This is a genomic window from Streptomyces sp. NPDC055189 (assembly GCF_053606765.1).
Map to the genome: position 1 here is coordinate 53151 of NZ_JBSGSG010000042.1, position 24732 is coordinate 77882.

At 70.9% G+C, this 24732-nt stretch carries 25 protein-coding genes; 11 read left to right on the forward strand and 14 right to left on the reverse strand.

Annotation, left to right across the window (positions count from 1 at the left end):
- Nucleotide 1: 1 nt before the first annotated feature.
- Nucleotides 2-934, reverse strand: a complete 933-nt coding sequence (locus ACWFR3_RS26750) for a glutaminase (RefSeq protein ID WP_453737167.1) — start codon at nt 932-934, stop codon at nt 2-4.
- A gap of 235 nt (nt 935-1169) precedes the next feature.
- Between ACWFR3_RS26750 and ACWFR3_RS26755 the strand changes: the two genes are divergently transcribed.
- Entirely contained in the window at nt 1170-1664 is a 495-nt protein-coding gene (locus tag ACWFR3_RS26755) for a hypothetical protein (RefSeq protein WP_453737168.1), read from the forward strand.
- Between the two features lie 30 nt (nt 1665-1694).
- On the opposite strand, the gene ACWFR3_RS26760 is transcribed toward ACWFR3_RS26755, so the two are convergent.
- Entirely contained in the window at nt 1695-2453 is a 759-nt protein-coding gene (locus tag ACWFR3_RS26760) for a YqeB family protein (RefSeq protein WP_453737169.1), read from the reverse strand.
- 216 nt (nt 2454-2669) lie between these two features.
- Between ACWFR3_RS26760 and ACWFR3_RS26765 the strand changes: the two genes are divergently transcribed.
- Complete coding sequence (locus ACWFR3_RS26765) at nt 2670-3620, forward strand: phosphotransferase family protein (protein WP_453737170.1); 951 nt, start codon at nt 2670-2672, stop codon at nt 3618-3620.
- 13 nt (nt 3621-3633) lie between these two features.
- Here the strand turns inward: ACWFR3_RS26765 and ACWFR3_RS26770 are convergent, their stop codons facing one another.
- Nucleotides 3634-4410, reverse strand: a complete 777-nt coding sequence (locus ACWFR3_RS26770; protein WP_453737171.1) for an SAM-dependent methyltransferase — start codon at nt 4408-4410, stop codon at nt 3634-3636.
- A 195-nt stretch (nt 4411-4605) separates the two neighbouring features.
- Here ACWFR3_RS26770 and ACWFR3_RS26775 point away from each other — a divergent pair, with 195 nt between their 5' ends.
- A complete protein-coding gene (locus tag ACWFR3_RS26775) occupies nt 4606-6099 on the forward strand; it encodes a cytochrome P450 (RefSeq protein ID WP_453737172.1) in 1494 nt (497 codons plus the stop codon).
- Here the strand turns inward: ACWFR3_RS26775 and ACWFR3_RS26780 are convergent.
- Entirely contained in the window at nt 6091-6651 is a 561-nt protein-coding gene (locus ACWFR3_RS26780) for a DoxX family protein (RefSeq protein ID WP_453737173.1), read from the reverse strand. The two genes, ACWFR3_RS26775 and ACWFR3_RS26780, sit on opposite strands and share 9 nt — an antisense overlap.
- A 157-nt stretch (nt 6652-6808) precedes the next feature.
- Between ACWFR3_RS26780 and ACWFR3_RS26785 the strand changes: the two genes are divergently transcribed.
- Both ACWFR3_RS26785 and ACWFR3_RS26790 read left to right on the forward strand, forming a co-directional pair.
- On the forward strand, nt 6809-7132 hold the full coding sequence (locus ACWFR3_RS26785) for a nuclear transport factor 2 family protein (protein ID WP_453737174.1): 324 nt from the start codon (nt 6809-6811) through the stop codon (nt 7130-7132).
- 72 nt (nt 7133-7204) lie between these two features.
- Nucleotides 7205-8218, forward strand: a complete 1014-nt coding sequence (locus ACWFR3_RS26790) for an aldo/keto reductase (RefSeq protein WP_453737175.1) — start codon at nt 7205-7207, stop codon at nt 8216-8218.
- A gap of 199 nt (nt 8219-8417) precedes the next feature.
- On the opposite strand, the gene ACWFR3_RS26795 is transcribed toward ACWFR3_RS26790, so the two are convergent.
- A complete protein-coding gene (locus tag ACWFR3_RS26795) occupies nt 8418-8882 on the reverse strand; it encodes a lamin tail domain-containing protein (protein ID WP_453737176.1) in 465 nt (154 codons plus the stop codon).
- Nucleotides 8883-9046: 164 nt separating this feature from the next.
- Nucleotides 9047-9886 (reverse strand): SDR family oxidoreductase, encoded by an 840-nt coding sequence (locus tag ACWFR3_RS26800; RefSeq protein WP_453737177.1) that lies wholly within the window; start codon nt 9884-9886, stop codon nt 9047-9049.
- Nucleotides 9887-10019: 133 nt separating this feature from the next.
- Between ACWFR3_RS26800 and ACWFR3_RS26805 the strand changes: the two genes are divergently transcribed.
- Entirely contained in the window at nt 10020-11654 is a 1635-nt protein-coding gene (locus ACWFR3_RS26805; protein WP_453737178.1) for an alkaline phosphatase D family protein, read from the forward strand.
- A 33-nt stretch (nt 11655-11687) separates the two neighbouring features.
- On the opposite strand, the gene ACWFR3_RS26810 is transcribed toward ACWFR3_RS26805, so the two are convergent.
- A complete protein-coding gene (locus tag ACWFR3_RS26810; protein ID WP_453737196.1) occupies nt 11688-12668 on the reverse strand; it encodes a Gfo/Idh/MocA family protein in 981 nt (326 codons plus the stop codon).
- A 127-nt stretch (nt 12669-12795) separates the two neighbouring features.
- Between ACWFR3_RS26810 and ACWFR3_RS26815 the strand changes: the two genes are divergently transcribed.
- The 3 genes from ACWFR3_RS26815 (at nt 12796) to ACWFR3_RS26825 (ending at nt 16392) form a co-directional block, all read left to right on the forward strand.
- Nucleotides 12796-14151: a Bcr/CflA family multidrug efflux MFS transporter gene (locus tag ACWFR3_RS26815; protein WP_453737179.1), complete on the forward strand. Its 1356-nt coding sequence runs from the start codon at nt 12796-12798 to the stop codon at nt 14149-14151.
- A complete protein-coding gene (locus ACWFR3_RS26820) occupies nt 14106-15275 on the forward strand; it encodes a serine hydrolase domain-containing protein (RefSeq protein WP_453737197.1) in 1170 nt (389 codons plus the stop codon). The genes ACWFR3_RS26815 and ACWFR3_RS26820 overlap by 46 nt, the downstream gene beginning before the upstream one ends.
- A 100-nt stretch (nt 15276-15375) precedes the next feature.
- The gene (locus ACWFR3_RS26825; RefSeq protein WP_453737180.1) at nt 15376-16392 is read left to right on the forward strand and encodes a small ribosomal subunit Rsm22 family protein; all 1017 of its coding nucleotides are present in this window, start codon (nt 15376-15378) and stop codon (nt 16390-16392) included.
- Here ACWFR3_RS26825 and ddaH read toward each other — a convergent pair.
- Nucleotides 16381-17205, reverse strand: coding sequence for a dimethylargininase (gene ddaH, locus ACWFR3_RS26830; RefSeq protein ID WP_453737181.1), 825 nt, complete (start codon nt 17203-17205; stop codon nt 16381-16383). The two genes, ACWFR3_RS26825 and ddaH, sit on opposite strands and share 12 nt — an antisense overlap.
- Before the next feature lie 163 nt (nt 17206-17368).
- A complete protein-coding gene (locus ACWFR3_RS26835; protein ID WP_453737182.1) occupies nt 17369-17551 on the reverse strand; it encodes a DUF6243 family protein in 183 nt (60 codons plus the stop codon).
- Nucleotides 17552-17689: 138 nt separating this feature from the next.
- On the opposite strand from ACWFR3_RS26835, the gene ACWFR3_RS26840 reads away from it, so the two are divergent.
- Complete coding sequence (locus ACWFR3_RS26840; protein ID WP_453737183.1) at nt 17690-18319, forward strand: TetR/AcrR family transcriptional regulator; 630 nt, start codon at nt 17690-17692, stop codon at nt 18317-18319.
- On the opposite strand, the gene ACWFR3_RS26845 is transcribed toward ACWFR3_RS26840, so the two are convergent.
- A complete protein-coding gene (locus tag ACWFR3_RS26845; RefSeq protein ID WP_453737184.1) occupies nt 18320-19204 on the reverse strand; it encodes a glycerophosphodiester phosphodiesterase in 885 nt (294 codons plus the stop codon).
- A gap of 170 nt (nt 19205-19374) precedes the next feature.
- Here ACWFR3_RS26845 and ACWFR3_RS26850 point away from each other — a divergent pair, with 170 nt between their 5' ends.
- Nucleotides 19375-20118, forward strand: a complete 744-nt coding sequence (locus ACWFR3_RS26850) for a bifunctional DNA primase/polymerase (RefSeq protein WP_453737185.1) — start codon at nt 19375-19377, stop codon at nt 20116-20118.
- 45 nt (nt 20119-20163) lie between these two features.
- Here the strand turns inward: ACWFR3_RS26850 and ACWFR3_RS26855 are convergent, their stop codons facing one another.
- From ACWFR3_RS26855 to efeO, 4 genes are read right to left on the reverse strand one after another with little or no spacing between them, the layout of a single operon-like run.
- Nucleotides 20164-21102, reverse strand: a complete 939-nt coding sequence (locus tag ACWFR3_RS26855) for a hypothetical protein (RefSeq protein WP_453737198.1) — start codon at nt 21100-21102, stop codon at nt 20164-20166.
- On the reverse strand, nt 21005-22003 hold the full coding sequence (efeU, locus tag ACWFR3_RS26860) for an iron uptake transporter permease EfeU (RefSeq protein WP_453737186.1): 999 nt from the start codon (nt 22001-22003) through the stop codon (nt 21005-21007). Before efeU ends, ACWFR3_RS26855 begins: the two co-directional genes overlap by 98 nt.
- A gap of 15 nt (nt 22004-22018) precedes the next feature.
- A complete protein-coding gene (efeB, locus tag ACWFR3_RS26865) occupies nt 22019-23281 on the reverse strand; it encodes an iron uptake transporter deferrochelatase/peroxidase subunit (protein ID WP_453737187.1) in 1263 nt (420 codons plus the stop codon).
- A 20-nt stretch (nt 23282-23301) separates the two neighbouring features.
- The gene (gene efeO / locus ACWFR3_RS26870; protein WP_453737188.1) at nt 23302-24465 is read right to left on the reverse strand and encodes an iron uptake system protein EfeO; all 1164 of its coding nucleotides are present in this window, start codon (nt 24463-24465) and stop codon (nt 23302-23304) included.
- Nucleotides 24466-24732 lie beyond the last annotated feature (267 nt).

Here is a 24732-nt window from a genome sequence, read left to right on the forward strand (position 1 = left end):
CTCAGAACACCGAAAGCCCGGTCAGCGTCGTGAACCGGTCGAGTGCCGCGACGCCCGACACCGAGTTGCCCCGTTCGTCCAGGCCGGGGCTCCAGACGCAGATCGTGCAGTGGCCGGGAACGACGGCGATGATGCCGCCGCCGACTCCGCTCTTGCCGGGCAGGCCCACGCGGTAGGCGAAGTCGCCCGCCGCGTCGTACGTTCCGCAGGTCAGCATGATGGCGTTGACCTGCTTGGCCTGGCTGCGGCTCAGCAGGCGGGTGCCGTCGGCGCGGATGCCGTGACGGGCCAGGAAGCCGGTGGCCAGGGCGAGGTCGGCGCAGGATGCCTCTACGGAGCACTGGCGGAAGTACTGGTCGAGGAGGACGGGGACCGGGTTGTCGATGTTGCCGTAGGCCGCCATGAAGTGGCCGAGGGCGGCGTTGCGGTCGCCGTGCGCGGACTCGGACGCGGCGACGGCCTCGTTGATGGCGAGCCGGTCGTTGCCGCTCTCCGCGCGCAGGAAGTCGAGCAGGGTGCCCGCAGCGTCCTCCGTCTGGGTCTGGAGGCGGTCGGTGACGACCAGCGCGCCCGCGTTGATGAAGGGGTTGCGGGGGATGCCGTTCTCGTACTCCAGCTGCACGAGGGAGTTGAAGGGGTTGCCGGACGGTTCGCGGCCCACGTGCTCCCACAGCGCGTCGCCCTCGCGTGCCAGGTCGAGCGCGAGGGTGAAGACCTTGGTGATGGACTGCGCGGAGAACGGCTGCCGCCAGTCGCCCACCCCGTACACCCTGCCGTCCGGCTCCGCGACGGCCATGCCGAACCGGCGCGGGTCGCACGCGGCGAGCGCCGGGATGTAGTCGGCGGGCCTGCCGCGCCCCGGCGTCTTCTCGATCTCGGCCGCGATGCGGTCGAGTACCGGCTGATAGGTCTGGGGCGAGGTCATGATCGCCATTTTGCACCCCTGCGGCCGGCAGGGGGCGCCGTGCGCGTTGCCTCGCGGCTGGAATTGGCCGGTGCATGTCCATTGGCGTGAGGGTGGGCCTTGTGACCTTGTGAGGTCCGTGTCTCAATGGGCAGCGATCCGGGCTGCTGACTGCTCGTCAGTTTCAACCCGGAGTCACTCGTATTCCCCCCGCAATTCCCCCCGCATTCCCCCCACTTGAAGGCAGGACCTCATGAGGCATGGCATGCACGCAATCGGCAGGCAAGGCAGATTCGGCGTCGGCAGGCTTGGTGCCGGGTCGGCGCTCGGCGTCGGTCTGGTCGCCCTGGGTGCGATGGTGATGGCGCCCGCCGCCACCGCCGTCACCCCGGACACCGCGACCATCTCGTTCGACTGCGGGACGTGGGGCTCGGGCTCTGCGACGCTCAAGGCCACCCAGGACGGGACCGCGGCCACCATCAGCGTGTCCACATCGGCGATCAGCGCACCCATCGACATCGGCGCGAACTCGGTCGACTCCACGCTCACCCTCACCAAGAACGGCTCGGACACCGCTACCTTCACCGGCAGCTCGAACCCGGCCATCCCGGCGGGTGGCGAGGTGTCCACCGGTCCGCTCGACGGGACCGTGGCCGCCGGCGACAGCCTGGAGGGCAAGTCGCTGCAGGTCGTGGTTCTCGGCATCACCGCGACCTGTAATGCCACTTCGGCGCAGTCACCGGGGCCGTTCGTCTTCTGACACAGGGAGCACGTGCGGGGGCGGTGGCGCTCACTTCCGAGCGTTGCCGCCCCCTTCGCCCGTCCCGCTCGCCTCCGCCGCCAGCGGACGCCAGTACTGGTCCTTGCCCTCGTCCCGTACGACGTACCCCAGACCCTGCATCGTCTCGCCCAGATCCCGTACGTCCTCCCCGGCCTTGCTCTTCAGCGCGACCTTCCGCGCCGCGAGCACCGCGTGCGCCTCGGCGGGCAGGCCGGGAGCTCCGGGGATCCAGCGGCGGAACAGGGACGCGTGCGGGTCGGCGTCCTGCCACGGGTAGCCGTGCGAGCGGAACGCCCTGGCCAGGACCGGCGCCGCCGCCTCGTGGACGCCGCGCGTGAACTGGCGTGACGTCTCGTCCAGGACCACCAGGTTCTTGCCGTCCAGGAACACCGCCGATACCCGGGCGCGTTCGATGGTCCGCGTCCGGTCGTGCTGCTCGACCGCCAGCTCCTGGTCGGTCAGCTTCAGCTTCAGGGTCTCGGCGATCTCCGTCACGGCGATGAGCAGCCCGGCCACCAGGCCGGCGCCCACCACGATCGCCGTCTGCCACGGCTTGTCCAGCGAACCGACGAACGTGATGCCGTCCCGCCAGGGCAGTACCGGCGATCCGCTCAGCCACCGGGCAAGGGGCGGCAGGGCGAGGCCGAGCACGAGGCCGAGGAGCGGCATGCCGATGACGATGGTCAGCAGGTCAACGCGCGGGTAACCGAGCACCGTCGTACGGTCCTTGCGGAGCGGTACGGGGCCGAGGCTCTCTTCGCTGGTCATGTCCTCGACGCTAGGCGGGCAGGGCGCCGCGGGCAGCGGCCGAAAGTCGATGCGCGGCAGACTTCGGTCGGTATCTCTGTGGGGGTGCACCTCGTCTCCGCGCGGGCGCTGCGTGCGGATCCGGTCCCGGCCCGCGTAAATGCCGGAGGGGCGCGTAACCCCGCGGCCCCCGTAATTCCGTTGCCGCCGCCCCGTCCTCCCCATACCGTGCCGATCATGCTGCCCGCCGTGGACACCGACGAGCAATGGGACGTCATCGTCCCCGACGAGGGCGTCATGCGGCCCGGAGTCGAAGACCTCTGCCGCCGTCTCGGCCTCACCGGCGCGCCGCTCGAACGGTTCACCGAGGGGACACAGCCCGTCTACGCCGTCGGGGACGACCTCGTGCTGAAGCTCTTTCCCGGCGCCGCCGCAGGCGACAGCCTCGTCGAGGAGCGGGTGTTGAGCCATCTTCAGGGGCGGCTCCCCGTACCCACACCGCGGGTGCACGCGTCCGGGGCGTACGAGAACGGCTGGCGCTACGTACTGATGTCGCGGCTGCCCGGCGAAGACCTCGCTGCCGCCTGGCCGCGCATCCCGCGCGCCGACCGGGAGCGCCTCGTCACCGAGGCCGGAGAGACGCTCGCCGCGCTGCACGCCCTGGACCCCGAGCCGCTCGCCGATGTGCTCGGGCCCGGCGACTGGGGCGCCTTCCTCGGCAGGCAGCGCGCCGGAGCCGTCGCGCGGCAGCGGGAGCGCGGGCTGCCGGAGAGCTGGGTGGAGCAGATCCCCGGCTTCCTGGACGCGGTGCCGCCGCGTGCCGACGTGCCGCGTGCCGACGCGCCGCGCGCCCTGTTGCACACCGAGTTCATGCGTCAGCACCTGATGGTGGGGCCCGTCGGCGAACGGCCGGGGCTCACCGGGCTCTTCGACTTCGAACCCGCCATGATCGGGGACAGGGCGTACGACTTCGTGGGCGTGGGGCTCTTCGTCACGCGGGCGGAGCCGGGGCTTCTCGGCCGTTTCATGCGGGCCTACGGGCGCACCTTCGAGCCGCGTGAACTCCTCGCCCACACTTTGCTGCACGTCTACAGCAACCTGCCCTGGTACCTGAGGGAACTGCCCGCACCGCCGGAGCCGACGCTCGACGCGCTGGCCCTGGCGTGGTTCGACACCGGCGGCGCCTGAGGGTCGGTCGTACTCAGCTCACCGGCATCAGGGTCAGATACGCCAGGCCGAGCACGTCGCGGTAGCCCCGCAGCCAGGTGTTGCGCTGGCGGTCCGTCTTCTCGCGGGTCTCGGCGGCGAGCGGGTGGTCGGGGTGCCCGGCCAGCCACTCCTCCACGTCCGTGCGGTAGCCGGACTCGAACTCCTCCCACTCCGCCGCGCTCGCCGTCTCCACCCACAGGGGACGGAAGCCCGCGGCGATCGCCGCGTCCACGAGGTCGCCCAGGAAGAGGTGTTCGCCGGCGTGGGCCTGCGGCCACATTCCGGCGAGTTCGGCGGGGGTGGGCGTGCGCTGCCAGAAGCCCTCGCCGAGTACGACACGGCCGCCGGGGTTCACCAGGCGGCGCAGCTCGCGCAGGGCCGCCTCGGTGTGGCCGGGCGGTTCGGCGGAGCTGAGCGCGTGGCTCGAACCCAGGCACAGGACGAGGTCGGCGGGGCCGCGGGTGGTGTCCGTCGCCGATTCCTCGACGAAGGAGACCCGCTCGGCCAGGCCGCGCTCCTTGGCGGCGGTCCGGCCCCTTGCCAGGTCCTCGGCCGACAGGTCGACGCCCACGCCGGTGGCGTCCGGGGCGGCGTCCAGGACACGGAGCAGCAACTCGCCCCAGCCGCAGCCGAGATCCAGGACGGATCCTGTGCCCGGCGCGACGCGCTCGACGATGCGTGCGGCCCGCGCCTCGGAGAGGGGGCCGTGGAAGGTGAGGCGGGTGAGGCGGGGCGGGAGGTCCGGTTCCGTGGCGCTGGTTTCGGTCATGAGTGGAGACGCTATCCCGGCAACTCCGGGGGCTGACAGCGATTTTCGCCGTGGTGCGCCGGGAGATTCCCATGCGGAATCAGCGGTTCAGTAATCGTGATCAAGCGGATTTGATCACATGTCCGTGGGGCATGCATCGAACGCACTACAGCCCCCCACGGGCTGTACACCCCCCACGCAAGGAGAACCACGCGGATGCCCCCCACTCCTCTCGCGCCCGGAGCCCTCCCCCTGATCGGTCACGGACTTCAACTGAAGCGGCAGCCGCTGGAGTTCATGAACTCCCTGCGCGAGCACGGCCCGGTGGTGCGAATACAACTCGCCCGCACCCCCGCCTACGTGGTCACCGACCCGGCCCTGACCAAGGAAGTACTGGTCACCGACGTCGAGAGCTACGCCAAGGGCGGGCGGATCATCGACGCCCTGAAGGTGTTCTTCGGGGACGGTCTCGCCACGGTCGCCGACGGCGACACCCACATGAAGAACCGGCGTCTCATGCAGCCGATGTTCAACAAGGCGCACATCGCCACCCGCGGCGACACCATGATCGAGAAGGTGCGGGAGATCGTCGAGGGGTGGACGGAGGGGGCACCCCGGGACACCCTCGCCGACATGACGGAGCTGACCCTCGCGGCGTTCCTCACCGCCCTGTTCGGGGCGGACCTCCCCGCCCACCTGCAGCGTGACTTCATCGCCCTGATGCCGCCCATCATGCAGGGCACCATCCGGCAGACGCTCCTCCCCGGCTGGGTCACGCGCCTGCCGCTGCCCGCCAACCGCGCCCACGCCGAGCGGGTCGCGCGGCTGCGTCACCTCATCGACCAGGCCATCGATCACCGCACCGCCACGCTGGACAGCGACCCCGCCACGCTGGACAGCGCCCCCGCCACGCCGGGCAGCGCCCCCGCCACGCCCGACAGCGCCCCCGCCCCGGAGGCCGCGTGCCCGCACGCGGCGCGGCAGTCGGACGCCGGACTGTTCGACACCCTTCTCACCGCCCATGACCCGGAGACCGGCCCGCTGCCCCGGCGCCAGCTCCAGGACGAGGCCATCACGCTCCTGACGGGCGCGATCGAGACCACCAGCACCACTCTGGCCTGGGCGTTCGTCGAGATCGAGAAGAATCCTGAGGTCGCCCGCCGCATACAGGACGAACTCGACGCCGTGTGCGGTGACCGTCCCGTGCGCCAGGAGGACCTCGACCAACTCGGTTACACACGCGCCGTCCTGCAGGAGACCATGCGGATGTACGGACCGGCCTGGCTGGTCACGAGGACCGCGACCCGCGCGGTCACCCTCGGCGGGCACAGCATCCCCGAGGGCGCGGACGTCGTCTACAGCCCCTACCTCCACCAGCACGACCCGGCGGTCTTCCCCGAGCCGGAGCGCTTCGACCCGGACCGCTGGTCCGGCCGGCCCGACGCCGCCACCCGCGGCGCGTTCCTGGCCTTCGGCGCGGGCCGCCGCAACTGTGTCGGCGAGGCCTTCGCCTGGACCGAACTGCTGATCATCCTCGCCACGGTCGGGCAGCTCTGGCCGCGCCTCGCGCTCACCTCGCCCGAGCCGAAGGCACAGGCCCTGGTCACCGTGAAGCCGGACGGGCTCACCATGACTCCGCACCGCGATGCGCGCCCCACGACGGAGAGCGGCGGGGACGACCGGCGTGTGGCGGTGGCACCGTCAAGCTGAGGTGGCCGCATCGTCCGGCGTGGCGGCGGCGCTCTCCCGGTCGCGTACGTTCTTCGTCCGCGTACCCACCGACACGAGCACGCCGATGGCCGTACCCGCCAGGGCCGCCGGCACCATCCAGTTGCGGTTGAAGGAGTGGCCGAGCGCGCTGTCGGCGGAGTAGGCGCCGGGGCCCGTGACGGCGAGGGCGGCGGAGACCACGCCGAGGAAGGCCGGGTACTCGTAGCCGCCGCCCTGGCTGAAGAAGCCGTTGGGGGCGTGTACCGCGGTCGCCCCTGCCATGGCTCCCGCCGCCGCGGAACCGGCGGCGGGAGTCGCGAGGCCGAGCGCGAGCAGAGTGCCGCCGCCCGCCTCGGCGAGCCCGGCGACGACGGCACTCACCTTGCCGGGCGTGAAGCCGATGGACTCCATGAAGGCACCGGTGCCTTCGATGCCGTGGCCGCCGAACCAGCCGAAGAGCTTCTGGGCTCCGTGCGCGGCGAGGACCCCGCCGGTGGTGACGCGGAGCAGGAGGAGCCCCAGGTCGCGTCGGTCGAAGCAGGAACTGGTCATGGCGCTGTCTCCCGGGGTGAGCGGATGGCGGGGGCGGGCACAGTTCGTCCGTCACCATCCACCGTCCGTCTAAGCCTCGCCGTGCACCCGACTCAATCGGCCGTACGGGTGACCGCGCGGGGTGGCGGGGCAGGGCCGCCGATGTGACCGTGGGTGCATGAGTATTCAGGTAAACCGGCTCTCCGACCCGACGGTCCTGGCCTTCGTCACCGCGGTGAACGCCCACGACAAGGCCGCCTTCGAGGATCTCCTCGCCCCCGACGCGACCATGTCCGACGACGGTTCCGACCGGGACATCGCCGACTGGACGGACCGCGAGGTCTTCTCCTCGCACGGCCACATGGACGTGGAGAACGAGTCGGACGGCGGGCAGACGCTGATCGTCACGTACCGCAACGACACGTGGGGCGAGATGCGGACCAAGTGGCACTTCACCGTCGACGGCGGGAAGGTCTCCCGGTTCGAGACGGGGCAGGCCTGAGGCAGACCCCGCACATGTGCTCCGCGCGAGGGCTTGTCTTCGCGTGCGCTTCAACTTCTAGTGTCCCCGGACATGGAGACGACACGTAGGACATTGGGGCGCAGCGGCATCGAGGTCAGCGCGCTGGGGCTCGGTTGCTGGGCCATCGGAGGCGAGTGGTCGGGGCCCGCGGGGGAGCCATACGGCTGGGGTGCGGTCGACGACGAGGAGTCGGTGCGGGCGATACGCCGGGCCGTCGAGCTAGGCGTGAACTTCTTCGACACCGCCGACAACTACGGGACCGGGCACAGCGAGCGTGTCCTGGGGCGCGCTCTCGGCGCGCGGCGGGACGACGTCGTCATCGCCACCAAGTGGGGGAACCTCTTCGACGAGGAGAAGCGGGCCGCACTCGGGAGCGCGGACGACTCGGTCGCGTACGCGCGCCGTGCGCTGACCGCTTCCCTGAAGCGGCTCGGCACGGATCACGTCGACCTCTACCAGCTGCACATCGGCGACGCGGACCCGGAGCGGGCCGCGCAACTGCGCGACGCGTGCGAGGAGTTCGTGCAAGAGGGGCTCATCAGGGCTTACGGGTGGAGTACGGACGACCCCGCCCGGGCGGCGCTCTTCGCCGAGGGTCCGCACTGCGCGGCGGTGCAGCACCGCTGCAATGTGCTGCAGGACGCGCCTCGGATGCTGGCGCTGTGTGAGGAGCTCGGGCTCGCGAGCGTGCTGCGCAGTCCGCTGGCGATGGGGCTGCTCACCGGGAAGTTCGGCGCCGGGCGGGTGCCGGCGGCCGGTGACATCCGCAGCGCCCCGCCGGCCTGGCTGCCGGGCTTCGGGACGGGCGGGGGCGCCGATCCCGAGTGGCTGGGGCGGGTGGACGCGGTGCGTTCGGTGCTGACCGGTGGCGGCCGGAGCCTCACGCAGGGGGCACTCGCCTGGCTCTGGGCGCGCAGCCCGCAGGCCGTCCCCGTGCCGGGCTTCAGGACCGTGGCGCAGGTCGAGGAGAACGCGGGGGCGCTGGAGTACGGGCCGCTGACCGCGGGGGACCTTGCGGAGGTCGAGCGGATCCTGGGTGACACGCGCGGGGCGGACGCCGCGTAGTCCGCCCCGCGAGGCTGCGCGGGACGGCATCGGGATGATCCCCCATCGGGATGATCCGCCCCGCTCACGTCGGCGTCATGCAACAGGGCAACCGTTCCGCGACCCCGGTCTTTCCCGCGCCTCCCCGGCGCGGGCCCCCTCCGGCCGTCACGGAGCGGCTGCCCTGCCCCCCCTCCCCATTCACGGTGGCAAGTGGGTGTCAGTGGCAGTTCTTGTGGCCGGGGTTGCTGTTCGTCCAGGAGCAGGAGTCCTTGAGCGAGCCGCTCGGCTTGATGAGGCGGGCCTTGTCGCTGGTGTTGTTCCAGACGTACGAGCCGCGGCCCCAGTAGCGGACGCCGGAGGCGTTGGTGCCCTTGCCCGTGCGGACCTTGACGGTCTTGCCCGCGCCGATCTTGTAGCTGCCGAAGGTGTACGTGTAGCCGGTGTTGTCCTTCAGCTTGTAGCCCTTGAGCTGGACCGCCGAGCCGGAGTTGTTGTGGATGTTCACCCACTCCGCGTTCAGCGAGGAATTGGAGCGGGTGTCCCGGCCCGGGCTGTCGTACTGGATGTAACCGAGGTGCAGCCCGCCCTGGTGCGCGGCGGCGTTCGCGGGGGAGACCGCGAGCAGCGAGGCCGAAAGCGCGGCGGTGGCGAGGACGGCCGGGACGGCGGAACGTATGCGCAAGGTGTGCTCCGTGTGTGCTCTGAATGTGGAGTTCCCGTGTAGGGCTCGTTGAGCATACGGGGCGTGATGCGCGTAATTGACGCGGAGTTACCTATTCCGCTTGTGCAGATATGGGCCGACCGTGCACACGGGGTCACGGTCGGCCACCGGGAAACGCCGTCGGGCTAGCCCCGCCCGACGAACGGCATGTTCGTCGCGAGCACCGTCGCGAACTGCACGTTCGCCTCAAGGGGCAGCTCCGCCATATGGCGCACCGTCCGTGCCACGTCCGCCACGTCCATCACGGGCTCCGGCGCCAACTCGCCGTTGGCCTGCAGGATTCCGGCCTGCATCCGCTCGGTCATGTCGGTCGCCGCGTTGCCGATGTCGATCTGCCCGCAGGCGATCCGGTAGGGGCGGCCGTCCAGGGAGAGCGACTTCGTCAGGCCGGTCATCGCGTGCTTCGTCGCCGTGTACGCGACGGAGTGCGGGCGCGGGACGTGCGCGGAGATGGAGCCGTTGTTGATGATCCGGCCGCCCTGCGGGTCCTGCTCCTTCATCTGCCGGAAGGCCGCCTGCGCGCACAGGAACGAGCCGTTGAGGTTCGTGTCGACGACATGCCGCCACGCGTCGAAGGCAAGCTCGTCGACCGGGACGCCGCCGGGACCGAACGTACCGGCGTTGTTGAAGAGGAGGTCGAGGCGGCCGAAGCGGTCCCGTACGGCCGAGAAGAGGGCGGCCACGTCCTCGGGGCGCGAGACGTCGGTGCGCAGGCACAGGGCGTCGGTCACGGCCGGGGCGTTCGCCTCGGCGGACCCCTCGGCGTGCGGGACGGGCCGCACCGCGGCGCCCTCCGACACCCCCGCGGCGATCGCCGCCGTTTCCTCCAGCGTCTTCACGTGGCGTCCGGCGAGCGCCACGGACCATCCGGCCCGCAGCAGTTCCACCGCGACCGCCCTGCCGATTCCGGAGCCCGCGCCGGTCACCACGGCGGTCTTCTTCTGCTCAGTTGGCTCAGCGTTCATGGCCCCGCAGCGTACGGGAGGGGCGTCCATGCGGACATCATCCGTCCGCCATGCAGGTGTTGTGTACGCGACAGTCGCGCGTCTTCCCCCACCACTTGCATGCCCTGGACACCAATCGTCAGGGGAGGGCCACATGACACCCGCAGGCCAGCAGGACACAGCAGAGCTTCGAGCCGCCGCGAGCCACGTCGGCCGACGGCGTTTCCTCACCGTCACCGGCGCCGCAGCCGCGCTCGCCTTCGCCACCAATCTGCCGACGGCGGGTGCGGCGAGCGCCGCCGAGCTGGACGGCCGGAAGATCGCCAAGGACCCGTTCACGCTCGGCGTGGCATCCGGCGACCCGCAGCCCGGCTCGGTCCTGCTCTGGACCCGCCTGGCCCCGTCCCCGTACGAGCCGGGCAACGGTCTGCCCGCGCAGCGCGTCGTCGTCCAGTGGGAGGTCGCCCACGACGCCCGCTTCCGCCGGATCGCCAGACGCGGGTTCGTCACCGCCCACCCCGAGTACAACCACTCCGTGCGCGTCGCGGTGGACCACCTCGACTTCGGCCGGACCTACTACTTCCGCTTCAAGACCGGGCAGTGGATCAGCGAGACGGGCCGGACCCGCACCGCCCCCGCGGCCGGCGGCAAGGTCAGCTCCCTGAAGCTCGCCGCGGTCTCCTGCCAGGCGTACCACGACGGCTACTTCACCGCGTACAAACACCTGGCGCAGGACGACGTCGACGTCGTCTTCCACCTGGGCGACTACCTCTACGAGTACGCGGTGAACTCGGTCGGCGGCGCCCGCAACTACACCGACCGCACCCTGCCCGCCCTCTACAACCGCGAGACGCAGACCCTGGAGGACTACCGCCTGCGGTACGCCCTCTACAAGTCCGACCCCGATCTGCGCGCCGCGCACGCCATGCACCCCTTCGTCGTCACCTGGGACGACCACGAGGCCGAGAACAACTACGCGGGCGACCTCGACGAGAACGGCAACCCGCCCGCCGAGTTCCTGATCCGCCGCGCCGCCGCCTACCGCGCGTACTGGGAGAACCTGCCGCTGCGCAGTCCCCAGCAGCCCACGGGCCCCGACCTCCAGCTCTACCGCCGTTTGAAGTGGGGCAACCTCGCCCAGTTCGACGTCCTGGACACCCGCCAGTACCGCTCGGACCAGGCGTACGGCGACGGCTCCGACATCCCCGGACCGGAGTCCACCGACCCCAAGCGCACCCTCACCGGGGCCACCCAGGAGCGCTGGCTCATCGACGGCTGGCGCCGCTCGCGGGCGCTGTGGAACGTCGTGCCGCAGCAGGTCAACTTCTCCCAGCGCAAGCTCGACCTCAACCCCGTGGCGAAGGTCAGCATGGACGCCTGGGACGGCTACCCGGCCTCCCGCGACCGTGTCCTGGCGGGCGCGGCGTCGGCCGGGATCGAGAACCTGATGGTGCTCACGGGCGACGTGCACGTCGGGTACGCCTACGACATCAAGAAGGACTTCGACGAGCCGGCGTCCAAGACGGTCGGCACGGAGATCGTCGCCACGTCCATCGCGAGCGGCAAGGACGGCGCCGACAAGCCCGCGAACTGGGACACCTACACCAAGGCCAACCCGCACATGAAGTTCTACAACGGGCGCCGCGGCTACGTGACCGTGGACCTCGGCAAGGACTCCGCGCGCGCCGACTTCAAGACGGTGTCGGCGGTGACGAAGCCGGGCGCGCCGATCACCACGGCGGCGTCCTTCGTGACGGAGGCGGGGGACCCGGGCCTGAAGCCCGCGTAACCCGGCAGCCGGTCGCGGTCGGCGGGGGTGCGCTCACTCGCCCGGGTAGCGCACCCCGATCCGCTCGCGCACCGCGTCCAGGGTCCGCATGACCGCGAGGGTGCCGTCGAGGGGGACGAGCGGTGACTCGGTGTCGCCCGCGCGAAGGCGGTGCATGACCTCGGCGGCCTCGTGCTTGAGGCTGTCGCGGGGGCCGTCCTCGGGGGCCGCGGTGAACTCCTCGGGGTCGCGGCCGTCGCGGTGCAGCACGAAGCGTTCCGGGAAGAAGAAGCCGTCCGGGACGTCGATGCGGCCACGCGAACCCGTGACGGAGGCGGAGACCGGGGTGCCCGCGTTGATGGAGCAGTGCAGCAGAGCCTGAGCACCGCTCTCCCACGAGAGCAGCATTCCCGTCTGGAGATCGACGCCCTCGTCCGAGAGCGTCGCCCTCGCCGTCACCTCCGACGGCTCCCCGAGCATCAGGTGCGCGAACGACACCGGGTACACCCCGAGATCGAGCAGCGCGCCGCCGCCCTGCGCCGGGTCGCGCAGGCGGTGCGAGGGCGGGAAGGGTCCGGCGAGCCCGAAGTCGGCCTGCACGGTCCGCACCTCACCGATCGCCCCGTCGTCGACCAGCGCCTTCAGCCGCCTGACCAGCGGATGGCAGTACATCCACATGGCCTCCATCAGGAAGAGGCCGCGCCGCCGGGCCAGCGTCACCAGCTCCTGCGCCTCGCGCGCGTTCAGCGCGAACGCCTTCTCGCAGAGCACCGCGCGGCCCGCGTCGAGACAGAGCCCCGCCGCCGCCAGGTGCGAGGCGTGCGGCGTCGCCACGTACACGACGTCGATGTCCTCGTCCTCGGCGAGCGCGCTCCACTTCCCGTACGCGCGAGGTATCCCGAACCGTTCGGCGAACACCTTCGCCGACGCGTCGGTCCGCGACGCCACGGCGACGACCTCCGCGTCCGGCATGTCGAGGAGGTTCGCCGTGAACGATGCGGCGATCCCGCCCGTCGCGAGGATGCCCCAGCGCACGGGTTCACGGTTGTCTTCCACCACTGGAGCCCCTGTCCGTACCGCGGAGTACCGCGGAAATGGTCTCAACCAGCACAGCTGAGCTGAGAGCATAGGTAATCGCACGCCTAATCGGAAAGGAAGTCGCATGCCGGAGCACGGCAGCCGCACCACGAGTGAGTCCGAAGGCTCCCTCATACGGCAGTCCCGGAAGGTGGACCCGGGCCCCACTCCTGCCACCCCCGCCGCTCCGGCCCCCACCGCGGGCCTCGCAGCCAAGCGCCGCACCGGCCTCCTCGTCACCCTCGTCCTCGGCGGTCTGACCGCGGTCCCGCCGCTCTCCATGGACATGTACCTGCCGGCGCTCCCGGAGGTCACCCGCTCGCTGCACACGTCCGCCGCGACCGCGCAGCTCACCCTCACCGCCTGCCTCACCGGCATGGCGCTCGGGCAGCTCGTCGTCGGGCCGATGAGCGACAAGTGGGGGCGGCGCAGGCCGCTGCTCATCGGGCTCTTCGTCTACATCTTCGCCACCGCGATCTGCGCGTTCGCGCCCACCGTCGAACTCCTCGTCGGCTTCCGCCTGTTGCAGGGCCTCGCGGGCGCCGCGGGCATCGTCATCGCCCGCGCCGTGGTGCGTGACCTCTACGACGGCGTGGAGATGGCCCGCTTCTTCTCCACCCTGATGCTGATCTCCGGCGTCGCCCCGGTCGTCGCGCCCCTCATCGGCGGGCAGGTCCTGCGCTTCACCGACTGGCACGGCATCTTCGCCGTCCTCACCGTGATCGGCATCGCCCTGACGGCGGTGGTCTGGCGGTGCCTGCCCGAGACGCTCGCTCCCGAGAAGCGGCACAGCGGCGGCACCGTCGAGGCGCTGCGCACCATGAAGTCGCTCCTCGCCGACCGCGTCTTCACCGGCTACATGATCGCGGGCGGCTTCGCGTTCGCCGCGCTGTTCGCGTACATCTCCGCCTCGCCGTTCGTCATCCAGGAGATCTACGGAGCGTCCCCGCAGACCTTCAGTCTCCTCTTCGGCGTGAATTCCGTCGGCCTGATCGTCGTCGGCCAGATCAACGGCAAGGTCCTCGTCGGCCGGGTCAGCCTCGACAAGGCGCTCGCCTTCGGCCTGACGGTCATCGTGCTCGCCGCCACCGCGCTGCTCCTGATGACCACGGGCGTCTTCGGGGACGTCGGCCTGTTCCCCGTCGCCGCCGGGCTCTTCGTCCTGATGTCGGCGATGGGCCTCGCGATGCCCAACACCAACGCCATGGCCCTGATGCGCACCCCGCACGCCGCGGGCTCCGCGTCGGCGCTGCTCGGCACGTCCTCCTTCCTCATCGGCGCGATCGCATCGCCCCTGGTCGGCATCGCGGGCGAGGCCACCGCCGTGCCCATGGCCGTCGTCCAGCTCGTCTGCGGTCTGGCGGCCATCGGCTGCTTCGTGGGACTGTGCCGCCCCTGGCAGCACTCGGCCAGACCGATCCGGGAGGGGACGGACCACTGACCGCGCCACGCCTGCTGCGCGCCGGGACGCCGGACCGCGCGGGGCTCGACACGGAAGAGATGGGCCACCTCGTGCGCGAGGTGCGCGCCCTCACGCGCGGGGAGCGGCCCTGGTGCGCGGGCGCCGTCGTGCTCGCCGGGCGCGGCCCGGTGATCGCCGTGCACGAGGCGGCGGGCCGTGCGGTGCGCTACGCCGCGTACGACGCCGGGGCGGACGCCGGGGTCGAACTGCCGCCCGCGGAGCAGGTGTTGACCCGCACCGGTACGCCTTTCGACCTGGCCTCGCTCACCAAGCTCTTCACCACGGTCGCCGCGATGCAGCAGCTGGAGCGGGGCACGCTCGGCATCGACGCGCGCGTCTCGGCGTACGTCCCCGAGTTCACCGCCGCCGCCGAGCACGGCATCACCGTGCGCCAACTGCTCACGCACACCTCGGGGCTGCGTCCCGAACTGCCGCTGTACGACTGCCCGGACGGCGCGGCACGGTTCGCCGCCCTGGGCGCGGAGGCGCCGTCGTCGCCGCCGGGCGAGTATCTCTACTCCGACCTGAACATGCTGCTGCTCCAGCACGTCCTGGAGCGCATCACGGGACGCCCGCTCGACGTCCTCGTGCGCGAGGGCATCACCCGGCCGCTCGGCATGGCGGCCACCGGCTTCGGGCCGCGCCCCGACGCGGCGGCCACCGAGGACCAGCGCAGGCCCTGGGCGAAGGCGGACCGGGGGATGCTGCGGGGTGAGGTGCACGACGAGAACGCCTGGGCGCTCGGTGGGGTCGCTGGGCACGCCGGGCTCTTCTCCACCGCGCGTGACCTCGCGGTCTTCTGCCGGGCGCTGCTGTGCGGGGGGTCGTACGGTACGGCGCGCATCCTCGGGCCCGACTTCGTCGAGCTGATGCTTGCGCCGCCGGGGCTGGGGTTCGGGCTCGATCAGGCGTGGTTCATGGGGGAGCTTGCGGGGCGCGGGGCTGCGGGGCACACCGGTTTCACCGGTACGTCCCTCGTTATCGACCCTGCCACTGACTCGTTTCTGATTCTGCTGGCGAATACGGTGCATCCGCGGCGGGGGGTTGCCGACAGTGGGCCTCGGGCGGCTGCCGCGACTCGGCTCGCTCGCGCGGCACGCTGAGCGCTTTGCCGGGGCGGTGTTTTTACCTGCGGGCCGGGTGGGGGCTTGTCGCGCAGTTCCCCGCGCCCCTTACGGGGCACCCTCCCCGTAGAATCGCCTGGTGAACGCCCCGAATTTTCCTGTAGCCCCGGCCGAGACCCTGCGCAGTGCCCTCGCCGGGCTGCTTGACGGGATTCCGGCCAGGCAAGCCGCGCAGGCCGTTGAGCGGCTGATTGCCAACTACCGGGGGCTTACCCCTACCGACGCGCCGATCCTGCGGGACCGGGCGGACGTCGCCGCGTATGCCGCGTACCGGATGCCCGCGACCTTCGAGGCGGTGCGTTCCGCGCTCGGGGCGCTCGCGGACGCGGTGCCCGCGGGGTGGGCGCCCGGCAGTCATGTGGACGTCGGCGGCGGGACCGGGGCGGCGACCTGGGCGGTGAGTGCGACCTGGGACGGGGAGCGGCCCGTCACGGTGCTCGACTGGGCCGAGCCCGCGCTCGCTCTGGGGCGTGAACTGGCCGCCGCCAACCCTTGGTTGAAGGCGGCCCAGTGGCAGCGCTCTCGTATCGGATCGGCGCTCAGCATCGAGAGCACTGATCTCGTCACCGTGTCGTACGTCCTCAAGGAGCTGACCGAGGGCGACCGGCGCGCGGTCGTCGACGCGGCGGCCGGGGCCGCGCAGGCCGTCGTCATCGTCGAGCCCGGCACCCCCGACGGCTACGCCCGCGTCATCGAGGCACGGGACCGCCTGATCGCCGCCGGATTCCGGGTCGCCGCGCCCTGCCCGCACAGTTCGGCCTGCCCGATCGTGCCCGGCGACGACTGGTGCCACTTCTCCGCCCGCGTCAGCCGCTCCTCCCTGCACCGCCAGGTCAAGGGCGGCTCACTGCCCTACGAGGACGAGAAGTTCAGCTACGTGGCCGCGGTCCGCTTCGACGCCGGTCCGGCGCCGAAGCGTGTCGTGCGCAAGCCCCAGATCCGCAAGGGCCAGGTGCTGCTCGACCTGTGCGCGGCGGACGAGACGCTGCACCGCGAGACCGTGACCAAGCGCCACGGCCCGCTGTACCGCGCGGCCCGCGACGCGGAGTGGGGCGACGCGTGGCCGCCCCACGACGGCGACGCGCTAGACGCGTAGCTCCTGCGTGCAGCACTTCACGCTGCCGCCGCCCTTGAGCAGCTCGCTCAGATCCATGGCGACGGGCTCGTAACCGCGTTCCCGCAGCGGTGCGAAGAGGCCGACCGCGCCCTGCGGGAGCAGCACGTGCAGGCCGTCGGAGACCGCGTTGAGCCCGAGGGCCACCGCGTCCGGCTCTTCGGCGATGAGCGCGTCGGGGAACAGGCGCCGCAGGACGGCCCGGCTGCCCGGCGAGAACGCCGGCGGGTAGTACATGACGTCGTCCGTCGCGTCGTCGAGCACCGCGAGCGCCGTGTCCAGGTGGTAGTAGCGGGGGTCGACGAGATCGAGTCCGAGGACCGGGCGGCCGAAGAACTCCTGCGCCTCCCCGTGCGACAGGGGGCTGGCCCGGAAGCCGCGTCCGGCCAGGACGTACGAGGACGTGACGGCGAAGTCGCCCTCGCCCTCGTTCACGTGCGTGGGTTCGAGGAGGTCCGTGAAGCCGTGCTCCCGGAACCACTCCAGGTGGGCGAGCGCTTCGGGCCCGCGCTCGGGATAGGCGAACCGCGCGCCGAGCACGCGGCCCCCGATGACGGTCGCGCCGTTCGCGGCGAAGACCATGTCCGGCAGGCCGGGACGCGGGGTGAGCTCCTCGACGGTGTGGCCGAGGGAGCGGTAGCGGTCGCGCAGGTCCTCCCACTGGGCGACGGCCAGGGGGACGTCGACCGGCTTGGAGGGATCCATCCAGGGGTTGATGGAGTACGTGACCTTGAAGTGTGCGGGTGAGCACATCAGATAGCGCCGGGGTGTGGCGCGACGAGGAAATCGACTCAACGAGGGCTCCTCACGTACCGCGGTGGTCAGTTCCTGCCCGTAGCGGGTCAGTTGCTGCCCATGGTGCGGTCTGAGGAGCCCTCGCGCTGTGATCTGAACGGGTGGTTCAGCGAGTGGTCCACCCGGGTCGGCGGGTGGTCAAGGCGCCGTCCACCTTCCCGTCTCACGACTCGCTGCGCGCCGAGCGGCCTTCCTGGAGCTTGCGCAGCAGCTCGCGCTTCTGCGCCTGCGGGCTGAGCCCGCCGCCGACCTGACCGCCGCGGCCCCCGCCGCGCAATGCCTTGCGGGAGAGGTTGTTGCGCGTACCGCCCACGCCCAGCATGTTTCCTGCTCCGCCTCGCGACATGTGAGTACCTCCGGATCGAGAACCTCAGTCGAGACGTCTCGTCTCGCCTTGTTCGACTTACTTTGAACGAGACGTTTCGTCTTGTCAAGCTTTTACGAGACGGTACGTCTCGGCTCGTCCGCTGCTACATTCGACTGCATGACCACGAAATCCGCCCCTGACTCCAAGCGCCGCAGCGAACGCTCGCGCCGCGCGATCTATGACGCCGCCCTCGACCTGGTCTCCGAGGTCGGCTACGCCAAGCTCACGATCGAGGCGATCGCGGCCCGTGCGGGCGTGGGCAAGCAGACGATCTACCGCTGGTGGCCCTCGAAGGGCGCCGTCCTGCTCGACGCCTTCCTGGACCTCGGTCACCAGGCGAGCGAGGAGGCGAGCACCGAAGCGGGCCACGAGATCGAGCACGAGATCCCGGACTCCGGGGACCTGGAAGCCGACCTCAAGTACGTCGTGCGGGCCACCATCGACGAGCTCAAGAACCCCAAGTACGACGCCCCTTACCGGGCGCTCGCCGCCGAGGGCATGCTGAACGACGAGATCGGCGCCGAGTACGTCGAGAAGCTCCTCGAACCCTCGCTCCAGCTCTACGTGAAGCGCCTGCGGATCGCCCAGGAAGCCGGCCAGGTCTCCTCCGACGTGGACCCCCGCATCGCCCTGGAACTGTGGACGGGCCCGATCGCCCAGCGCTGGCTGCAGCGGACGGGGCCGCTCACGCACGAGTACGGCGACAAGCTCGTCGACTACGCCCTCCACGGGATCGCGCCCCGCTGATCACACGCGGTCGACCGGCCACCCCTTCACCGGCGTCCGCGCGAGCAGCCCCGGAGCATCCGTGATCACGCCGTTGCAGCCGAGCCGCAGCGCCCGGTCGCGCTGGCCCGGCGTGGTCACCGTGTGCGCCCACACCCGCGGAATCCCGGAGTTGACCGCCCGCAGCAGATCCACGTCCCGCGCCTTGTGATCCACGTCGAGGACGTCCACGTACCCGGCCCAGCGAGCGGGCCGGTCCGTGCGCATCTGCTCCCTGGAGCGCCACACCTGCGCGAGCAGGCCCATCCGGTGCGCGCGCAGCGCGACGCCGGGCGCGTTGGAATTCACGAACACCGAGCGGGTCAGGCCCCGCGCGCGGATCAGCGAGCCGAGCTTCCGCAGGCCGCGCGGGTCCTTGGCCTCCAGCATCAGCACGATGCGCCCGCCGAAGCGGTCCAGGACCTCGGCGACCGTCGGCGGGCGCTCGGCGCGCCAGCTGCCGGGCAGACCTGCCCTCGGTCGCAGCCTGACCTGCCGCCACTGGCGCAGGGTGAGCGAGCGCACCGGGCCCGTGGACGTCGTCGTACGGTCCAGGGTCGCGTCGTGCATGGCCACGAGCGTGCCGTCGCGCAGTATCCGCGTATCGACGTCGATGACCTGCGCCGTACCGCGTTCGTACGCCGCCACCAGGCCGGACATGCTGTTCTCCGGCACCTCCAGGGCGCCGCCGCGGTGCGCGGTGTAGGTGACGCGGGGGAGTGCCTCCACCGTGAGGGGGCCGCCGCCCCATTCGATCGGGGCGAGGGTTCCGGCGGGCGTCGCGAGGGCTCCGGCGGGCGTCGCGAGGGTCAATGTGGTGAGGCTCATGAACCCCGAGAGTCCGATGAGCACAGTCCTGGTGACCATGGCGAACACGGTAGGGGCGTATATCCCCGGTTAGTACGTAATGACGCGCGATGTCACCCTGCGCCTTGCATCACCCCAGCTACCCCGGATGTGGGCTCTGGCCCCCCGAGGAGCAGGATGGTGCGACCATGGGACATGCTTCTCGGCACACATGCGAGGTGAGGGGATTGATGGGCGCGGAGTTCGGCCGCCGGTCCGGCGGGCAGAGCAGGATTTCCCAGTGGCTTCGCCGGCGTCCCCGACCGGAGGACACGGCAGGCGCGGAGGCGAGCCGTGAGGCGCTGCTCGTCGCCGCGGCGGCGGCGGGTCTGCCGCTCTCACCGGCCGCGCACCCTTCCGCGTACCGATGTTCGTGCGACCGCATAGGCTGCCCCACCCCCGCCAGGCACCCCATCTCCTTCGCCTGGCAGACGCAGTCCACGACCGACCGCGGGCAGATCGAGCGCTGGGCCAGGCATCAGCCGCAGGCCAACTTCATCACCGCGACGGGCATGGTCCACGACGTGCTCGACGTGCCGCTGGACGCCGGTCGCGAGGCCCTTGCCAGGCTGCTCGCCGACGGCATCGAGGTGGGCCCGGTCGCCGAGTCCGAGGGCGTCATGGACGAGGGGCGGATGCTCTTCTTCACGCTGACGCGCGGCACCCCGGAGGACGAGGACGAGTGGTGGCCCTGCGAGCTCGACTGCCACCCCGAGACGACGAACGAACACCCCGGCCTGCGCTGGCACTGCCGCGGTTCGTACGTCCTCGTGCCGCCCGCACGGCTGCCGGGTGATCTGGCGGTCAGCTGGATCCGCGGCCCGGAGCACCCGCTGCCGGACCCGCTGACGCTGCTCGAGATCCTCACCGACGAATGCGCCCGCGTCGCGGGCGAGCCCCAGCACGAAGTCGCCGCCTGGCCGCCCCGGGGCTGACGCCCGCGCACGGAGGAGATCCCGCCCCCGCCCGCGGACGGCGGGTCACTCGCCCTTGGCGCCCGTCAGGCCCTGAATGCGGCTCAGGAACGACACCTTGCCCGGGCCGGCCGGGTCGATGACGAGCTGGTTGGAGACGCGCTCGAGCGTCACCGACTGCTTGACCTCGCCCGTCAGGAGAGGCTTCACCTCGGGATCCACGGTGAGGTTCACGCCCTTGGCCGCGGTCTGCTTCTCGTAGTGGTGCGTCGAGAAGAAGACCATCGCCCCGCCGTCCTTCGTGCGCAGGCCCACCGGAGCGAACGTTCCGTCGTTCTTCGGCTCGTCGATGTACTGGACGGCGATGCCGCGGCGCTTGGTGTTCTTGTCGCGGGCCGCCTTCCACAGCGACGTGTGGTCGCCCGGCGCGAACATGTCGCCGCCCGACTTCAGATACGTCGTGTACTGCTTGCCGAGGTTCTTCGGCGCCACGGCCAGGGACTTGGAGCCGGCCTCGACCGGCTCGGCCCAGCCGTCCTTGTCCCTCTTGAGCTCGGGCATCTTGGTAGGCGTCACCAGGTTCAGGTAGGACGCCTCCCACAGCTGGTTCTTGCTGCCCTTGGTGAAGACGAGGACCCAGCGCAGGTCGCCCCTGCGGTTGGACTTCGTGTCCGCGACGAACCACCGGGGCCAGCCGGCCTTCTTGGGGATCGAGTACTTCGCGTCCGTCAGCTCCAGCGGCACCTGCTTGGGGTTGCCGCCCGGATTCTGCGTGCCCCGCACCTTCAGACCCGCCTGGTTGATGGCACCCAGCGGGCCCGTGACCCGCGCCGCGTCCAGATCCGGGTCGTACGCCTTCTCGGCCTTGTTGTACGCGGTGAGGAAGTCCTTCAGAGCGCGATCGGCCTCAGCCTTCGTCGCCGACGGGATGACCTCCCGCTCCCCGTGCACCGTCACGCACCCGCTCGCCGTCACCGTCAGTACGGTCACCGTCGACGCCACCATCGCGTACCGGAGCGGCCGCTGCCGCCGTCCGTCCCGCATCGGAGTGCGCTGCCTTGGAAGCCTGCTCATGCGTTGCGTTCACCTTCCCCTTCCCGGGCCCGAACCCTACCGGGGCGAAGAAGAGTGCGAGCGTCGGGATCAGGTACAGCAGCCACACCGTGACCTGGACGACCGTCGGATCCGGCTGGAAGTTGAAGATGCCCTTCAGGAGCGTGCCGTACCAGCTGTCCGGCGGGATCGTCGCGCTGATGTCGAACGCCTTGTTCTGCAGGCCGCCGACGAACTCCGCCTCCTGCAGGTCATGGACGCCGTACGCGAGGACGCCCGCCGCCACGACCACCAGCATGGCGCCGGTCCAGGTGAAGAACTTCGCCAGGTTGATGCGGACCGTGCCCTTGTAGAACAGCCAGCCGAGCGCGATCGCGGTGAGCAGGCCCAGAAGCACGCCGATCAGCGGTCCCGGCGTCCCGTCGTTCGACGCGCGCACCGATGCCCACACGAACAGCGCGGTCTCCAGGCCCTCCCGGCCCACGGCGAGGAACGCCGTGGCGACCAGGGCGCCCGTGCCCATCTGCAGCGCCGCGTCCAGCCTGCCGTGCAGCTCCGCCTTGAGATGCCGTGCCGTGCGCCGCATCCAGAAGACCATCCACGTCACGAGCGCGACGGCGACGATCGACAGCGAACCGCCCAGCGCCTCCTGCGCCTTGAACGTCAGCTCCTGCGAACCGAAGGTCAGCGCGCACCCGAAGCCGAGCGCGAGCCCGCACGCGACGCCGATGCCGATCCAGATGGGCTTCAGCGCGTCGCGCCGCTCCGTCTTCACCAGATAGGCGATGAGGATGCAGACGACCAGACTGGCTTCGAGCCCTTCGCGCAGGCCGATCAGATAGTTACCGAACATGTCCGTCAGATCCCCTCAGCTGAACAGTGCCCGGCCCCACCAGTCGTCCTTGTCCCGGACGCCCGGCGGGATCGCGAAGACCGCTGAACCCACGTGCTGGATGTACTCGTTGAGCGCGTCGGAGCGCGCCAGGGTGCGCTGCACCGGAATGAATCCCGTACGGACGTCCCGCTGGTAGGCGAGGAAGAAGAGCCCCGCGTCCAGGCGGCCGAGGCCGTCGGTGCCGTCCGTGAAGGAGTAGCCGCGGCGCAGGATCTTCGCGCCGTCGTTGGTGTCCGGGTGCGCGAGCCGGACGTGCGAGTCCGGCTTCATCGCCTTCAGGAACGGCTCGTCGTGCTCCTTGGCCTTGCCGACCGGGGCGCCCTTGCCCTTGTCGCGCCCGAAGATGTCCTCCTGCTCACCGAGCGGAGTCCGGTCCCAGGTCTCGACGTTCATACGGATGCGGCGCGCGACCAGATACGAGCCGCCGGCCATCCAGCCCGGCCCGTCCTTCTCGCCCACCCACACGTGCTTCGCGAGCGCCGGGCCGTCCTCGCCCGAGACGTTGCGGGTGCCGTCCTTGAAGCCGAAGAGGTTACGGGGGGTCTGCGCGCCCGGCGTCGTGGAGGACGTCTTGCCGAACCCGAGCTGCGACCAGCGCACCGCGACCTTGCCGAACCCGATACGGGCGAGGTTGCGGATGGCGTGCACGGCGACCTGCGGGTCGTCCGCGCAGGCCTGCACGCACAGATCGCCGCCGCCGCGGGACTTGTCCAGGTTGTCGCCGGGAAACTTGGGCAGATCGACGAGAGCTTCGGGACGGCGGTCCGAGAGCCCGAACCTCTCGAAAAGGCTCGGCCCGAAACCGATCGTGAGCGTCAGCCTGGACGGCTTGAGGCCAAGCGCCTCGCCGGTGTCGTCCGGCGGCGCCTCGGTGAGCCCGCCGAAGGCGCCCTCACCGACCTCGTGCCCCGCGGTCATCCGCGCGGCGGCCTTCGTCCAGTCCTTCAGGAGCTGCACGAACTGCTCGCGGTCGTCCGTCTTCACGTCGAACGCGGCGAAGTGCAGCCGGTCCTGGACGGCGGTGGCGATGCCCGCCTGGTGCTTGCCGAGGAAGGCGACCGCGCCGCCCGCCGAAGCGGCGGGCACGGCCTCGTCCCCGTCCCCGGAGCGGGTGACCGCCACGGCGCCCCCGGTGACGGCGGCGCCGAGCGCGAGCCCGGCACCGCCCCAGCCGATGAGTGAACGCCGGGAGGGAGGACTGGAATTGCCGCCGGTGTCACGCGTGGTCTCGGTCATCGTTCCCGTACCCCCTGCTGCTACTTGCTGCTGACGACCGCGGCGGCCAGCTTCGACAGCGGCTCGGCGAGCGCGTTGACGCCGTCCTGGAGTTCCTTGCGGTCCGCCTTGCCGACCTTGTCGTACGACGTGTACGTGTACGAGTCCTTGCCGCCGCCCTGGCGGTACTTGTCGAGCAGCTTGTCCAGGGCCGCGAACTGCTTGTCGAGTTCCTTGGCGAGCGCCGGGTCGTTCTCCGACGCGACGGCCTTGAGCAGGCCGTACGCCTTCTCGGCGCCCTCGACGTTCGCCTTGAAGTCGACGAGGTCGGTGTGCGAGTAGCGCTCCTCCTCGCCGGTGACCTTGCCGGTGGCGACCTCGTCGAGGAGTTCCTTGGCGCCGTTGGCCATGGAGGTCGGGGTGATCTCCGCCTTGCCGACGCGGTTCTGCCAGTCCTTCAGGTCCTTGTCCAGCTGCGTGGCGAGTTCCTTCTCGCGCTCGCCGATCTTCTTGTCCTTCCACAGAGCCCGCTCCAGACGGTGCCAGCCCGTCCAGTCCTTCTCCAGGTCCTGCCCTTCCTCCAGGCCGTCCTCGCGGACGTCGACCTTCGGGTCGATGTCGCCGAAGGACTCGGCGACCGGCTCGGTGCGCTCCCAGCCGATGCGGGAGGTGGAGTACGTCTTCTTCGCGGCGTCGATGTCGCCCTCGCGGACGGCGTCGGTGAAGAGCTTCACCTCGGGCAGCGTCGCGTCGGCCTGCTCCTGCGCGTAGGCGCGGTAGTCGGCGACGGCCTTGTCCAGGCGCGGGTCGCGCTTGACGGTCTTGCCGCCGCTGACGGTGACCTTCTGGCGGATGCCGTCGCCCTTCATGCCGGGCTTGCAGGCGATCTGGTAAGAGCCTGCCTTCACCTCGGCGGTGAGCTTCTGCTTCGTGCCGGGGCCGATGTTCTCGCGCTCGCTGACGATGCGGTCGTCGGGGAAGAGGAGGTAGACCTCGGTGACCTTGGAGCCCTTGTTCTCGATGGCGAGCTCGACGTGCCCGGCCGGAAGCTTGGTCGTGGAGACCTCGCACTTGTCGTCGGTGGCGGTCACCTCGACGGTGTTCCCGCCGCCCTTGGCGTCGCTCTTCTCGGTGCAGCCCGTGACGGCGGTGAGCGCGGCTGCTGCGGCGAGGGCCGTGACGGCGGAGAGGCGGGCGGGGTGCATAGGGGGCTCCAAGACGGTTCACGGATGATGCCGACATGCCGGTGAGGCGGACCTAACTTAACTGAGCCTTACCTGTCCGATACCCGCCTGTTCCGTGATTCACCTCTCACCAGGTGGGGGCGCTTACGGGTGCGTCACGGTGGGGTGATGGGGGCCTCATGGGGTGGCAAAGGACGGGTCAAGAGGCTTCCTGGCGCGGGCGCCTTGTGCGTGCCGTCATCACCGGCTTCGCCGAGTTCGTCCTCAATCGCCGGACGGGCTGGGAAT